The organism is Janthinobacterium aquaticum (assembly GCF_009208565.1).
Classification (GTDB): domain Bacteria; phylum Pseudomonadota; class Gammaproteobacteria; order Burkholderiales; family Burkholderiaceae_D; genus Janthinobacterium.
Genome location: NZ_WFLK01000004.1, coordinates 60,559 through 74,626, shown reverse-complemented (window position 1 = coordinate 74,626; position 14,068 = coordinate 60,559). Strand labels below are relative to the sequence as shown.

The window sequence follows — 14,068 nt, the reverse complement described above, 5'->3', positions numbered from 1 at the left end:
CCGCCCCTGCTTCATGCAGCGGCGGTTTTTTCGTTTATAGCGCGCCTGGGCAGTCCGTTGGCCTGTTTGCTCCCAACGGCTGAAAGACAGGGGCCAGACCTGGCGGGTCTGGCCCCTGATTTCTACAGCGGTAAAAACAGCGCCAGCAACCTTATTGCCAAACCTCTTTCCCCGCCCGTGGCTTGCCCACCGCCAGCAAGGCTGCCAGCGTCAGCAGTGCGGCCAGCGACAGGTAGTAGCCCACGTACTGCAAGCCATGGTTGGTGGCCAGCCAGGTAGCGATATACGGCGCCAGCGAAGCACCCAGGATGCCGGCCAGGTTGAACGTCAACGACGCGCCCGTATAGCGCACTTCCGGCGGGAACAGTTCGGACAGCATGGTGCCCAGCGGTCCGTAGGTCATGCCCATCAGGCCCAGGCCAACCGACATGAAGAGCGTCACTTCCCAGGTCACGCCGGAGCCGAACATGGGCGCGAGCACCAGGCCGAAGATGGCGATGGCTACCGACACCCAGATCAGCGTGCTGCGGCGGCCGCGGCGGTCGGCCAGCACGGCCGAGAACGGAATCGTCAGGGCAAAGAACAGCACGGCAAACAGTTGCACGATCAGAAACTCCTTGCGGGTGAAGCCCAGCTTGGTGGTGCCCCAGCTCAGTGCAAACACCGTCATCAGGTAGAACAGCACGAAGGTGGCCAAGGCGATGATGGTGCCCAGGAACAGCATGCGACCGTGCTGGCGGAACACGGTGGCCACCGGCAGCTTGACGACTTCGTTCTTGTCGATGACTTTCTGGAAATCCGGCGTCTCGGTAATTTTCAGGCGCACATACAAGCCGACGATCACCAGCAAGGCGCTGGCCAGGAAAGGAATACGCCAGCCGTAGCTGAAGAACTGCTCGTCGGTCATGGTTTCGCTCAGCAGCAGGAAAATGCCGCCCGACAGGAAAAAGCCGATCGGCGCGCCCAGTTGCGGGAACATGCCGTACCAGGCGCGCTTGCCCGGTGGCGCGTTTTCCGTGGCCAGCAGCACGGCGCCGCCCCACTCGCCGCCCAGCCCCAGGCCCTGGCCGAAACGGCACAGCGCCAGCAGCAGCGGCGCCAGCGTGCCGATGGCGGCGTAGGTCGGCAGCAAACCGATCACCACGGTGGAGATGCCCATCGTCAACAGCGCGGCAACCAGGGTCGCCTTGCGGCCGATGCGGTCGCCGAAGTGGCCAAACACGGCCGAACCGACCGGACGGGCAAAAAAGGCGATGGCAAACGTGGCCAGCGACTGCAGCATGGCGGCCGACGCATCGCCGGCAGGAAAGAACAGTTTGGGAAACACCAGCACGGCGGCGGTGGCGTAGATATAGAAGTCGAAGAACTCGATAGTGGTGCCAATCAGGCTGGCAAACAGCACGGTCCCTGGTGAATTTTTCTTGTGGGTAGTGCTCGGGGTGGTGCTCATTACTGCGCTCCTTGGGGAGGGTGTCTAAAGGCCATTCTCTGGATGTTTTTTCAGGCAGCAGCACAGCACGTTGTCTAGGCGCGTTGTTCATCTATCATAGCGGGGCGCGCGCGGAAATGCTGCGCATTTGCTATATATTGAGCAACCAAAAAACAACGGTTGTGCGCCGTCGGGCAAACCGGGGCGCCGTCAGGGGATGGAAGACGTGCGGCAGCGTCCGGCGTGTTGCCGGGCATTGCGTATGGGACCTGTGCGTGCTGCCAAGGGCGGCGGCGCAACATCGCGGCATCGCTCATTTGTGATGTAGCCTTGCCTGCGCCCGCTCAAGGTGGAGCGGCGTGATGATCAGGTCGATCTTGCTGATAAACCGATCATACGCGCAGTGATGCAGCGCGGCAAGAAAGTTGTATGTTCAATCCAAAGCGGGGTCAGTTCCGCCATTCCGACACGGCCCCATCCTTAATCATCACCACCGGCCTGAAATCGGAGTAACAGATGAGTTCGTGTACAAATGGCGGAACTGACCCCGAGCTTCCGAGTTGAATGTTCAGGTGGCGATCTGCGCCAGCGCCTGGGCGATTTCGGTGCTGTCGAGGGGGCGCACCAGCCGGGCTACCTCCTGGCCGTCTTTCAGGAAAATCAGCGTGGGCCACAACTTGACGCGAAACGAGCGGCCCAAGGGGCGGCCCGGGCCGTCTTCGACGCGCAGATGCGGCACGCCGGCATGCTGCTGCAGTGCGCTGGCCAGCGGTGCATCGGTGGCGCGGCAGTGGCCGCACCAGCCGGTGCCGAATTCGAGCACAGTAGCGCCGGCCAGGGCGTCGATTTCAGCGCGCGTCGGCTGCGCCACGGCATAGATGTTGTTCATGGTTGGTCTCCTGATAAAAAAGCCCGCGCGGCCAGTATGCACCGCGCGGGCCTATCGTGCCGTACGCCAGCGTACTTGCACGACTTTTACACCACTTTGAGGCGCAACTCGCCCAGGCCAGTGATGCTGCCTACCAGCGCGTCGCCGCGCTGCACGGCCGCCACGCCGGCCGGCGTGCCGCTGTAGATCAGGTCGCCCGGCTGCAGCGTAAAGTATTTTGACAGGTCGGCAATTGTTTCAGCGACGTTCCAGATCAGCATGTCGATGGTGCTGTGCTGGCGCACCTGGCCATTGACCTGCAGGCTGATGGCGGCCTTGCCGATATCGCCTGCCTGCGCAGCCGGGGTGATCGGACCGATCGGTGCCGAATGCTCGAACGCCTTGCCGGTATCCCATGGGCGACCGAGTTTTTTTGCTTCGCCCTGCAGGTCGCGGCGCGTCATGTCCAGTCCCAGCGCATAGCCCCACACATGGTCCATGGCGCTGTCCACGCTGATATGGCTGCCGCCCTTGCCGATCGCCACCACCAGTTCCATCTCGTGCTGGTAGTCCTGCGTGTGCTCAGGGTACGGCAGCTCGCAGGTGGCACCAGCCGCTACCGGCAAAATGGCGTCGGCCGGCTTCATGAAAAAGAACGGTGCTTCGCGTCCGGTATGACCCATTTCCTTGGCGTGATCCACATAGTTGCGGCCCACGCAGTAGATGCGGTGAACAGGAAAGGCGGCATCGCTGCCCACGACGGCAACGGCCGGCTGCGCTGGCGCAGCAAATACATACGACATGGCAAACTCCTCGATACAGAACAATAAAAAATGGGACAACCGAAGTTGTCCCATTGTAGGTGAGCTTACTTGAGCAAGCCCGAGCGGGTTGGGTCCGGCATGCGGATGGCCACGATAAACGAGATCAGGCACATGATGGTGACATACCAGTAGAAATACTCTTCCACGTGCAGCGCCTTGAACTGCAGCGCCACGTACTCGGCCGAGCCGCCGAACATGGCGTTGGCCACCGCATACGACAGGCCCACGCCCAGCGCACGCACTTCGACCGGGAACATCTCAGCCTTGATCAGGCCACTGATCGACGTATAGAAGCTGATGATCGCCAACGCAACGATGATCAGGCCAAACGCTGCGTACGGGCTGCTGATGTCTTTCAGTGCATGCATGATCGGCAGCACGCACAGCGTGGCCAGGCCGCCAAAGAACAGCATCGAGGTGCGGCGGCCGATACGGTCCGACAGCGCGCCGAAGACCGGCTGCAGGACCATGTAGACCAGCAGCGCGCAGGTCATCACGGCGCTGGCCGTCTTGGTGTCCATGCCGGCCGTATTGACCAGGTATTTCTGCATGTAGGTGGTGAAGGTGTAGAACACCAGCGAGCCGCCGGCGGTAAAGCCCAGCACCGTGATAAAGGCGCGCTTGTGCTTGAGCAGGCCGCGCAGGCTGCCGGCGTCCTTGTCCTTGCGCTCGCTGGCGTTGGTGGTTTCGGTCAGCGACTTGCGCAGGTTCAGCGACACCAGAGCCGCCAGCGCGCCGAACACGAACGGAATGCGCCAGCCCCAGGCGCGCAGCTCTTCCACCGTCAGCAACTGCTGCAGCACCACCAGTACCAAGAGCGCCAGCAACTGGCCGCCAATCAGCGTCACGTACTGGAACGAGGCAAAGAAGCCGCGCTTGCCTGACTCCGACACTTCACTCATGTAGGTGGCACTGGTACCGTATTCGCCACCGACCGACAGGCCCTGGAACAGGCGCGCCACCAGCAGCAGGAACGGTGCAAAGGCGCCGATGGTGTCATAGGTTGGCATGACGGCGATCATCAGCGAGCCGCCGCACATCATCAGCACCGAAATCATCATCGACTGGCGACGGCCGTATTTGTCGGCAATGCGGCCGAACAGCCAGCCGCCAACCGGACGCATCAGGAAGCCGGCGGCAAAGATGCCGGCCGTCTGCAGCAGTTGGGTGGTGGGATTACCGGACGGGAAGAATGCATGCGAGAAATACAGCGCGCAAAACGAGTAAATATAGAAATCGAACCATTCGACCAGGTTGCCCGAAGAGGCGCCGATAATGGCCTTGATACGCTGCTGCGAGGTGAGGTTCGCAACGTCGTGCGGAGTGTCTTGTGTCATATCTGTCTTCTTGTTCGTGAAAAAAGCCTGCCCCTGCCCGGTTGCCGGGGCAGGTTTTTCATCATACGCGCTCAAAACGCATGGTGCAGGCGTGCCGCCTACGCATAAACACGTAGTGCCGGCATAAAAAAATGGCGTGTCAGACCCGCTCCAGCACCACCGCAATGCCCTGGCCGACGCCGATGCACATGGTGCACAGCGCATAGCGGCCACCGGTGCGGTGCAGCTGGTTGACAGCGGTGATGGCCAGCCGCGCCCCAGAGGCGCCCAGCGGATGGCCCAGTGCAATGGCGCCACCGTTCGGATTGACGCGCGGATCGTTATCGGCCACACCGAGCTGGCGCAACACGGCCAGCCCTTGCGCGGCAAACGCTTCGTTCAGTTCGATTACATCGAAGTCGGCCATCGTCAAGCCGGTCATGGCCAGCACTTTTTGCGTGGCCGGCGCCGGGCCGATGCCCATAATACGCGGCGCCACGCCGGCCGTGGCCATCGCCACCACGCGCGCGCGCGGCGTCAGGCCAAAGCGCGCTGCGCTGGCTTCGTCGGCCAGCAGCAGTGCGGCGGCGCCATCGTTGACGCCGGAAGCATTGCCGGCAGTAATGCTGCCGTCGGGGCGCACCACCGGCTTGAGTCTGGCCAGCGTTTCCAGCGTGGTGGCGCGCGGATGCTCGTCGCGGCTGACAACGATGGGGTCGCCCTTTTTCGGCGTGATGGTGACCGGGCAGATTTCACTGTCGAACACACCGGCCTGCTGCGCTGCCAGCGCGCGGGTCTGGCTGGCCAGCGCCATCAGGTCCTGATCAAACCGGCTGATGCCAAATTCAGCAGCCACGTTTTCCGCCGTTTCCGGCATCGAATCGACGCCGTATTGCGCCTTCATATGCGCATTGATAAAACGCCAGCCGATGGTGGTGTCTTCCATTTTCATGCCGCGCGCAAAAGCGCTGTCGGCCTTGCCCATCACGAACGGCGCGCGGCTCATGCTTTCCACGCCGCCGGCGATCATCAGGCCCGCTTCGCCGCTCTTGATAAAGCGCGCCGCGCTGCCGATGGCGTCCAGGCCCGAGCCGCACAGGCGGTTCAGGGTGACGCCGGGAACTTCGATAGGCAGACCGGCCAGCAAGGATGCCATGCGCGCCACGTTACGGTTGTCTTCGCCGGCCTGGTTGGCGCAGCCGTACAGCACATCGGTCACGGCCGTCCAGTCGACGCCGGGATTGCGCGCCATCAGGGCGCGGATCGGCACGGCGCCCAGATCGTCGGCTCGCACACCCGACAGGCTGCCACCATAGCGGCCAAACGGCGTGCGCTGGCCGTCACAGATAAAAGCGTGGTTCAATTTTCTCTCCTCCAAGAAAGATGTTGCGATAGTTGTCTTACATGCTCAGCGGCACCGGCGTCAGCGCCTGCAGCTGCGCCAGCGTCATGCCGTCGACCAGTTCGACCACGGTGGCGCCGTGCGGCCCCAGGTCGATCACGGCCAGGTCGCTGTAGATGCGGCTGACGCAGCCGATGCCCGTCAGCGGATAGGTGCAGGTCGGCACCAGCTTGCTGTCGCCGGTCTTGGTCAGCAACTCCATCATGACCCAGGTTTTCTTGGCGCCGATGGCCAGGTCCATCGCGCCGCCCACGGCGGGAATGGCGTCCGGTGCGCCCGTATGCCAGTTGGCCAGGTCGCCGGTGGCCGAGACCTGGAAGGCGCCCAGCACGCAGATATCGAGGTGACCGCCGCGCATCATGGCAAAGCTGTCGGCATGGTGGAAATAGCTGCCGCCGGCCAGCAAGGTCACGGGCTGCTTGCCGGCGTTGATCAGGTCGTAATCTTCCTCGCCGGCAGCCGGCGCCGGGCCCATGCCGATTACGCCGTTTTCGCTGTGCAGGATGATTTCGGCGCCGGCCGGCAGGTGATTGGCCACCAGCGTCGGCAGGCCGATGCCCAGGTTGACCACGGCGCCTTCATGGATGTCGGCCGCCACGCGGGCCGCCATCTGGTCTCGATTCCATTTGTTCATGCTTGCTCCTTAGACTTTGAAGCCGGCCGGGCCGGTGGCCGTGCGCGGCACTTGCACGATGCGCTGCACAAACAGGCCAGGCGTCACGACATGTTCGGGATCGATGCTGCCCAGCTCGGCCACCTCGTGCACGGAAGCAATGGCTACCTTGGCAGCCATTGCCATAATCGGGCCGAAATTGCGCGCCGTCTTGCGGTAGGTGAGGTTGCCCCAGCGGTCGCCCTGCTCGGCCTTGATCAGCGCAAAGTCGGCATGGATCGGCAACTCGAACACATACATGCGGCCGTCGATTTCACGCGTTTCCTTGCCACGGGCCAGTTCGGTGCCATAGCCGGTGGGCGTAAAGAAGCCGCCGATGCCGGCGCCGGCGGCGCGGATGCGTTCGGCCAGGTTGCCTTGCGGTACCAGTTCGAGTTCCAGCTTGCCGGCGCGGTAGAGACTATCAAACACGTGCGAGTCGGCCTGGCGCGGGAACGAACAGATGATCTTGCGCACCTGGCCGTTTTTCAGCAGCGCAGCCAGGCCGGTGTCGCCGTTGCCGGCATTGTTATTGACGATCACCAGGTCGCGCGCGCCATGGGCAATCAGGCCATCGATCAGTTCGGCCGGCTGGCCGGCGCCGCCAAAGCCGCCAATCATGACGGTGGCGCCATCGTGGATATCGGCCAGCGCCTCGGCCACGCTGGCGCGGAGTTTGTCGATCATGGTCTCTCCTGTTGTGATTATTTTGTTCGCCTAACGAACAAGTATTCGTATTTAGAACAACATGGATGAGAATATGCCTGTTCGCGGTGCTTGTCAATTTGCCGTTTTGCCAGCTTGCATGGCTATAATTGCCAACTTACTCAAATGGAATGCGCATGAACGACGCCAGCCTGGACGCAATCTCAACCGATGAAACCCCGGATACCGCGCCGCGCCCCGGCGACAGCTATGTGCAGTCGTTTGCACGCGGCCTGGCCGTGCTGCGCAGCTTTGGCGCCGAGGCGCCCAGGCAAACGCTGTCGGAGGTGGCCGAGCGCGCGCAGCTGACACGCGCCGGCGCACGCCGCATCCTGCATACTTTGCTCCATCTCGGTTATGTGGAGGCCGAAGGCCGGCTGTTCCGGCTCACGCCCAAGGTGCTTGACCTCGGTTACGCCTATCTGTCGTCGCTGCCGATCTGGACCCAGGCCCAGCCGCTGCTGGAAGAACTGATGCAAACGCTGCGCCAGTCGTGTTCTGCCACCGTCATGGATGGCGACGATATCGTGTATGTGGTACGCCTGTCCGCGCATCGCACCATGTCGATCAACCTGGGCATCGGCAGCCGCCTGCCGGCCTACTGCACCTCGATGGGCCGGGTCTTGCTGTCGGGACTGACGCCGGAGGTGCTGCGCGCGCGCTTGTCGAAGATGGCGCTGCTACCCATCACGCCAGCGACCATGACCGATATCGACGCGCTGATGGCGGAAATTGCCCAGGTGCGGCGCCAGGGCTGGTGCCTGGTGCAGGAGGAGCTGGAACAGGGACTGGTGGCGCTGGCAGCGCCAGTGTTCGACCGCAGCGGCAAGATCGTGGCAGCCATCAATGTCAGCGGCCAGACGGCCGGACCGTCGGTGGCGCACCTGCTCGAACACAGCCTGCCGAAACTGCTGGAGACGGCAGGACGCGTCAGCGGCATGATCAGGCTGCAGCAATAGGGCCGCAGCCGGGGACTACTTTTTGAACTTGGCGCAAGGATCGGGCCGCGGCTGCACCGGCATGGTCTGGGTCAGGTCAAACGCGCCGCGATAGTTGCTGCTGCCCTGTTCCAGGTAGCCGATGCTGCGCACGTTCAGTTGCGGATCTGCAATCTTCAGCCAGCGCGGCACACCGATATCCTTGCGCACCTGGCCGTTGCCGGCGATCAGCACCACATCGCGCGGCGCCTGGTCACGGATCAGCTTGGCCATCCAGATATCGCGCGCCACCTGGGCGTCGACCATGCCGCCGATCATCATGTCGGGCAGCATATTGCAATGGCCTTCCTGGATTTCCTTTTTCTGTCCTTCGAGCACGTCAGCCGGCACCGGCGTGGCCAGATAGGTGCTGACCATGGCCGGCGTCATCGACCATTTGAGGCCATCGCGCACGGTGCGCGATGCATCGGCGCGCGACAGGTTGCCGGCAATCAGCGGCAATTGATAGCTGATCACCAGGTCGAGCACCGGGCGGTACAAGCTCCAGTCCCAGCGCGGCTGTTCCATCACGCGGATAATGCAGCCGGGGTCGGCGCATTCGCGCGCCGCGCGCGTCAGCAGCGGCTGGGTCTCGCGGTCAAACTGTTCCATCACGATGGCTGGTCGCCAGCCGGCCGCCAGCCGGCGCTGCAGCTCGGCCAGGCGCAAGCGGTGGCCCTGCGCATTGTCATGGACTTCGCCCAGCAGCAGCACTTGCGGATTGGGCAAGGCGTCGGCCACCGGCACAGGCGGCGGCGCGTCTTTTTTCAGCACACTGCAGGCGGACAGGGCCAGCACGCCGCTGAGCAGGACAGCGGGCAAGGCAGCACGTTGGAGCACGGTCATCATGGTATCGGCATCATTGATTGGTGATGCGCAAGATTGTACCGCCTCAAGCTGACGCCGGGCTGCGTCGCCTTTCCAGCAGCGCAAAGAGCACCATGCCGACCAGCATGCTGGCGACAAAGATCCAGGCCTTGGGTTGCCAGGCCAACAGCGACACCAGCGCCGGCCCCGGACAAAATCCGGCCACGCCCCAGCCGACGCCAAAAGCCAGGCTGCCCAGCAGCAGGCGGCGATCGATCTGGCGCGCCACTGGCAGCATCAGCGGCTCGCCGAGCAGCGAGCGCTCCCGCCTGCGCGCCAGCCAGAAAGCCGGCGCCGCCACGGTAATGGCACCCAGCATGACCAGCGCCAGCGAAGGATCCCAGTTGCCGGCCAGGTCGAGAAAAGCAAGTACTTTGGCCGGATTGCCCATGCCCGAAATAATCAAGCCCAGGCCAAACAGCAGGCCGCTGGCCAGCGAAAAAAGCAGGCGCATCATGAAGCGAACCCATGGCGAAGGCAGTACACCGTGACAAAGCCGGCCACCATGAAGGTAGCCGTTGCGGCCATTGATCGTACCGACAGGCGCGCCAGGCCGCACACGCCATGGCCGCTGGTGCAGCCGCCGCCATAACGCACGCCAACGCCCACCAGCAGGCCAGCCATGCATAGCGCCACGGTGCTGGCGTCGATCTGCGCTGCGGGCAAGCCACCGTACAAACGGTAGAGCAAGGGCGAGGCCAGCAAGCCGGCCAGAAAGGCCAGGCGCCAGCCCTCTTGCGCGCGCAGGCGCACGCCGGCAAGGATGCCGCTGATGCCGGCAATGCGGCCGTTGAACAGGATCAGGATGGCCGCCGCCAGGCCGATCAGCATGCCGCCGCCCAGTGAGGCCCACGGTGTAAATTGTTGCCAGGCTATTTGCATGGAAAGTTCAACCGGTTCGACATGTCAGTCTGCGTTATCGTCAAAGGCCGGGCGTGGCGCGCAAAATTGTGCGTACAGCACTTGCAGCACTGCCAGTGCAGAGGAACTGGCCACGCGGTAATAAATCTGCTTGCCGTCGCGCCGTGTGGCCACCAGCATTTCCTCGCGCAGCACGCCGAGCTGCTGGGACAGCGTAGGCTGGCCTATACCCACTTTCTGTTCGAGGTCGCTGACGCAGTGCTCGCCTTGTGAAAGCTGGCACAGCAGCATCAAACGATCGGCATTGCCCATCGCTTTCAGCAGTGAACTGGCCTTGTAGGCGGAAGAACGCATGACGTCGGTGTCGAATTGGGATGCTGCTGTCTCCATCGTGCCCTCCTGCAGGCTTTTTATAGTGAAAATCGCGCTACTGAACAATATATTAAACGATATAGTGTTTGACTGCTGAGCAGGCGCATAAAAAAACAACAGTGTTTTTTCTATCGATAGTCAGTGTGATTCATCTCACCTGACGCGATAGCCAGCTGACTATCAAAATAACAAATATTCTTATTTTTTAGAAACAACAAGAGATAAAATGGCATCACTTGTGGTGTAATAAGATGTGGCTAAAAAAATCTGCTTGCATGACAAGCAGCCCTGGGAGATGGCGATGAACGCATCACATTGGACTTGCCTGTATCTGCTCGCGGCTTGCACCAGCATGCCGGCGCAGGCAGCGGGCATCCTCGAACATGACGCCGGCGTGCCGGTCATGGTCAATGACAGCACCAGCTTGAACAACCAGTTCGTATGGCAGGAGCCGGAGCTGCCGTATGTCCGCCTGCTGGCCGATGACGGCTCGTCCCGGGTTCATTGGAGTGCGCCAGCCCATCCGATGCCGGGCATGCCGCATGTATTGGCCCAGCCCGTCCCCGCCATGCCGGTGGCAGCGGAAGTGCCAGAAGCGAGCATGGTGTCGATGCTGCTGGTGGGACTGGGGCTGCTGGCGCTCGGTGTCCATGGTGAACGACAGGAAAAATTCCAGGAAGCGCCCAGGCCGCATCTGTAGCAGCTATTGCCTGGGCTTTTGCCTACCTAATGCCCGGTGCTGCCGTCGTTGTCAAGCAGCGGCGTGATGCGCGGCAGGCGCAGCAGGAAAGTGGCGCCCTGTCCCAGCGTGCTGGTCACCGTGATGGTGCCGGCAAACTGCTTGACGATCAGGTTGAACACGATATTCAAGCCCAGGCCAGTGCCGCCCTGGCCGCGCCGCGTGGTGACAAAAGGATCGAACACGCGCTCGATCATGTCAGGGGCAATCCCGCGCCCGTTGTCGCGCACTTCCATTTGCAGCCAGTCATCTTCGCAACGCACGCCGATATGAATGCTGCCGGCTGTCTCGGCGTCAAACGCATGTTCGACGCAGTTGAGCACCAGGTTGGTGAGCACCTGCGCCAGGGCGCCCGGATAGCTGTCGAAGGTGATGCCGGGCGGGCAATCGATCAGGATGGCAATGCGGGTTTTCTTGAGCGTCGGCTGCAGGCTGGCGATGACTTCGCCAATATAGTCGCGCAGTTCAAAGGCGCGCCGCGCCTCGCTGACCTGGTCGACGGCAATCTGCTTGAAGCTGTGGATCAGGTGCGCGGCGCGGTAAGCGTTATTCATGATCAGGCGCGCGCTTTCGCCGGCCGTATCGAGATAGCGCACGATATCGGATTTTTTCACGTTGCCGCCAGCGACCGCGGTACTGATGGCATCGGTTGCCTCTTTCAGTACCGAGGCGCTGGTCAGGGCGATGCCGACCGGCGTATTGATTTCATGCGCCACGCCGGCCACCAGGCTGCCCAGCGAAGCGAGCCGCTCGGACTGCAGCAGGGACTCCTGGGTGCGCCGCAGATCATCGAGCGCCTGCGCCGTTTCATGCTGCGAGCGGCGCGCCGCGTCTTCGGCCTCGCGGATGCGCGCAATGATCGACTTGAGCTTGCGCTGCACGGCGTTAAAGCCGCGGATCACGTCGCCCAGTTCATCGCGCCGGCTTTCCGGCAACTCCTCGACATCGTCGCTGCCGCGCGTGGCCAGGTCGTACAGGCCGTCGCGCAACTGGCGCAGCGGCTCGAACACGATGCGCAGGCTCAGGCCCAGTGCTGCCACCAGGATCACATCGAGCAGCAATACTTCCAGCACCTTGCGCTGCACTTCGTTACGCAGCGCCGCGTCGATCTGCGCGCGGCTGAAATTGACCACTACCTTGCCCACCACCATGGCCTTGCCGCCATCGGCAACGGCGACCGCATCGCGAAACACCAGCGGCGCCTCGACTGCGGCGCCGCCCAGCGCCTGCTTGCCGGGATCGGTCGTCAAAGGCCGGACGGTGCCGCCGACATCGCGCTGTTCGCCGGCAAACAGGCCAACCGACGCATCATAGACGCGGATGGCCACCAGCTCGGGCGGCAGCATCTCGGCCGCCACGATGCTGTCGACCTTGGACTTGTCGAGATCCCACAGGGCCGAAGGCAGGCTGGTCTGCAAGCGCGTCAGCACGCCGCTGCGCAGGCGCGCGCTGCCCGCTTCCAGTTCCTTGCTGAGGGTATATTGGGTATAGCTGCCGGAAATGGCGAGCACCAGCGTGACGATCACGATAAAGAGCATGGTCAGCCGGACCTGGATACGCACCATCGCACTGCACTCCCGCAAAGGCCGCCGTCCACCACCCGCGGCGCGGGAGCAGAGCGTCGACAGTATGAATGTACGGTATGAAATACTTATTGGCAAGATTTGATGCAGATCCAAAGCCGGGCAGATGCGCTCATTGCGCAGTGGCAATGGTAATATCCTGCAATCACAGGAGGAACAGTCATGGCGGTCACGCATCAAACCTTAGCCCTGCAGCAGGTTCGGCCGGGCATGATTTTATCGGACGTGCTGCTCGACGCACACGGGCAGGTACTGCTGCCGCAAGGCGCCGTGCTGACCGAAAACATGCTCTCGCTGATGCCGCGCCACGGCATCGACATGCTGCCGATCCAGGCCCCCGACATGACACCGGAGGAAAAAGCGGCGCAGCAGGACGCCTACCGCGCGCGCCTGGCCTACCTGTTTCGTCGGTACGATCCGGACAACCCTGACGATGCAGCGACCAGCATCCTGCACGGCTATATCAACAGCTATCGCCTGGGCAAGGGAGAGCCGGTATGAGCGCGCCGCAGCAGCCACTGACGCTCGACGACATCGTGGCCCATCTGGACGACCTGCCGTCGCTGCCGGCGGTGGTGATGGAGCTGCTCGACAGCATCGACCAGGAAGACGTCGATATTTCGGTGCTGGCCAAAAAAGTGTCGTACGACCAGGCGCTGACGGCCAAGACGCTGCGCCTGGCCAACTCCTCGCAGTATGGCCTGCAGGTCAAGGCCACCACCATCCAGCAGGCGATCACTTACCTGGGCTTCCAGACTACGCGCAGCCTGATTACGTCGGCAGCGATTACCGGCTGCTTCCCGGAAGGTCGCTGCCCCGGTTTTGACGACAAGCAGTTCTGGCGCCATTCGGTGGCCACCGCTGCCTGCGCCAAGGTGCTGGCGCGGCAGATCCGCTTCAACCAGGACTACGCCTTCACGGCCGGCCTGCTGCACAATATCGGCCGGCTGGTGCTGGTCAGCAGTTTCCCCGAGCACTATGCGCAGGTCATCGTTTACCGCGCCCAGCACGACTGTCCCCTGCTTGAAGCAGAACGCACGGTATTGGGGATCGATCATGTGCAGGCAGGGGTGGCGCTGGCCGAACGCTGGAATTTTTCCGACACCATGCGCCTGGCGATCAGCAACTATCCGCACCCGGAAGCGCCGGGCGCAGGTTTCCTGGCAGCACTGATTCATGTGGCCAACGCGATTGTCTGCGCGCTCGACCTGGCGCAGGCCGGCGACGATATGGTGCCGCGCGTGTCGATGGTGGCCTGGCAGGCGCTGGGCCTGTCCGAGGATACATATCTGCAGCTGTTTCGCGAAACAGAGCTGCGCTACGACGAGATTACCGCCGCGCTGCTGTCATGAGGGGGCGCTGAAAATGCACACGGCCTTCGCCTGGGCGAAAGCCGTGGTGGATGATGCGATGACACCGGGCTGACCGGACCAGGAACGTCTGCAATTGCACAGGCGGCCTGGCCGGCACCAC

General features: G+C 62.7%; 16 protein-coding genes. 4 read left to right on the top strand and 12 right to left on the bottom strand.

Annotated elements, in window-relative coordinates; translation table 11 throughout:
* Window positions 1-151: 151 nt before the first annotated feature.
* From GCM43_RS08115 to GCM43_RS08085, 7 genes are all read right to left on the bottom strand, one after another.
* The gene (locus GCM43_RS08115; RefSeq protein WP_152243043.1) at window positions 152-1,450 is read right to left on the bottom strand and encodes an MFS transporter; all 1,299 of its coding nucleotides are present in this window, start codon (window positions 1,448-1,450) and stop codon (window positions 152-154) included.
* Window positions 1,451-1,997: 547 nt separating this feature from the next.
* Complete coding sequence (locus GCM43_RS08110) at window positions 1,998-2,318, bottom strand: thioredoxin family protein (protein ID WP_152243042.1); 321 nt, start codon at window positions 2,316-2,318, stop codon at window positions 1,998-2,000.
* Window positions 2,319-2,404: 86 nt separating this feature from the next.
* Window positions 2,405-3,100 carry a fumarylacetoacetate hydrolase family protein gene (locus GCM43_RS08105; RefSeq protein ID WP_152243041.1) on the bottom strand — a complete coding sequence of 232 codons (696 nt, stop codon included), beginning with the start codon at window positions 3,098-3,100 and terminating at the stop codon, window positions 2,405-2,407.
* Between the two features lie 65 nt (window positions 3,101-3,165).
* A complete protein-coding gene (locus GCM43_RS08100) occupies window positions 3,166-4,458 on the bottom strand; it encodes an MFS family transporter (RefSeq protein WP_152243040.1) in 1,293 nt (430 codons plus the stop codon).
* A gap of 139 nt (window positions 4,459-4,597) precedes the next feature.
* Complete coding sequence (gene pcaF / locus GCM43_RS08095; RefSeq protein ID WP_152243039.1) at window positions 4,598-5,800, bottom strand: 3-oxoadipyl-CoA thiolase; 1,203 nt, start codon at window positions 5,798-5,800, stop codon at window positions 4,598-4,600.
* 37 nt (window positions 5,801-5,837) lie between these two features.
* A complete protein-coding gene (locus GCM43_RS08090) occupies window positions 5,838-6,473 on the bottom strand; it encodes a 3-oxoacid CoA-transferase subunit B (RefSeq protein WP_152243038.1) in 636 nt (211 codons plus the stop codon).
* A 9-nt stretch (window positions 6,474-6,482) separates the two neighbouring features.
* A complete protein-coding gene (locus tag GCM43_RS08085) occupies window positions 6,483-7,178 on the bottom strand; it encodes a 3-oxoacid CoA-transferase subunit A (protein ID WP_152243037.1) in 696 nt (231 codons plus the stop codon).
* Window positions 7,179-7,333: 155 nt separating this feature from the next.
* On the opposite strand from GCM43_RS08085, the gene GCM43_RS08080 reads away from it, so the two are divergent.
* Complete coding sequence (locus tag GCM43_RS08080) at window positions 7,334-8,155, top strand: IclR family transcriptional regulator domain-containing protein (protein ID WP_152243036.1); 822 nt, start codon at window positions 7,334-7,336, stop codon at window positions 8,153-8,155.
* Between the two features lie 15 nt (window positions 8,156-8,170).
* On the opposite strand, the gene GCM43_RS08075 is transcribed toward GCM43_RS08080, so the two are convergent.
* The 4 genes from GCM43_RS08075 to GCM43_RS08060 are packed head-to-tail and all read right to left on the bottom strand — an operon-like array spanning window position 8,171 to window position 10,291.
* Window positions 8,171-9,022 carry a ChaN family lipoprotein gene (locus GCM43_RS08075; RefSeq protein WP_152243035.1) on the bottom strand — a complete coding sequence of 284 codons (852 nt, stop codon included), beginning with the start codon at window positions 9,020-9,022 and terminating at the stop codon, window positions 8,171-8,173.
* Between the two features lie 43 nt (window positions 9,023-9,065).
* Complete coding sequence (locus tag GCM43_RS08070; protein ID WP_226929420.1) at window positions 9,066-9,494, bottom strand: YeeE/YedE family protein; 429 nt, start codon at window positions 9,492-9,494, stop codon at window positions 9,066-9,068.
* Window positions 9,494-9,922, bottom strand: a complete 429-nt coding sequence (locus GCM43_RS08065; protein ID WP_152243033.1) for a YeeE/YedE family protein — start codon at window positions 9,920-9,922, stop codon at window positions 9,494-9,496. Before GCM43_RS08065 ends, GCM43_RS08070 begins: the two co-directional genes overlap by 1 nt.
* 24 nt (window positions 9,923-9,946) lie before the next feature.
* On the bottom strand, window positions 9,947-10,291 hold the full coding sequence (locus tag GCM43_RS08060; protein ID WP_152243032.1) for an ArsR/SmtB family transcription factor: 345 nt from the start codon (window positions 10,289-10,291) through the stop codon (window positions 9,947-9,949).
* Window positions 10,292-10,574: 283 nt separating this feature from the next.
* Here GCM43_RS08060 and GCM43_RS08055 point away from each other — a divergent pair, with 283 nt between their 5' ends.
* Window positions 10,575-10,973, top strand: coding sequence for a PEP-CTERM sorting domain-containing protein (locus GCM43_RS08055; RefSeq protein ID WP_152243031.1), 399 nt, complete (start codon window positions 10,575-10,577; stop codon window positions 10,971-10,973).
* A gap of 26 nt (window positions 10,974-10,999) precedes the next feature.
* On the opposite strand, the gene GCM43_RS08050 is transcribed toward GCM43_RS08055, so the two are convergent.
* Entirely contained in the window at window positions 11,000-12,577 is a 1,578-nt protein-coding gene (locus GCM43_RS08050; RefSeq protein WP_152243030.1) for a sensor histidine kinase, read from the bottom strand.
* A gap of 228 nt (window positions 12,578-12,805) precedes the next feature.
* On the opposite strand from GCM43_RS08050, the gene GCM43_RS08045 reads away from it, so the two are divergent.
* Both GCM43_RS08045 and GCM43_RS08040 read left to right on the top strand, forming a co-directional pair.
* Window positions 12,806-13,096 (top strand): hypothetical protein, encoded by a 291-nt coding sequence (locus tag GCM43_RS08045; protein ID WP_152243029.1) that lies wholly within the window; start codon window positions 12,806-12,808, stop codon window positions 13,094-13,096.
* A complete protein-coding gene (locus GCM43_RS08040) occupies window positions 13,093-13,947 on the top strand; it encodes an HDOD domain-containing protein (protein WP_152243028.1) in 855 nt (284 codons plus the stop codon). The genes GCM43_RS08045 and GCM43_RS08040 overlap by 4 nt, the downstream gene beginning before the upstream one ends.
* Window positions 13,948-14,068: the final 121 nt, after the last annotated feature.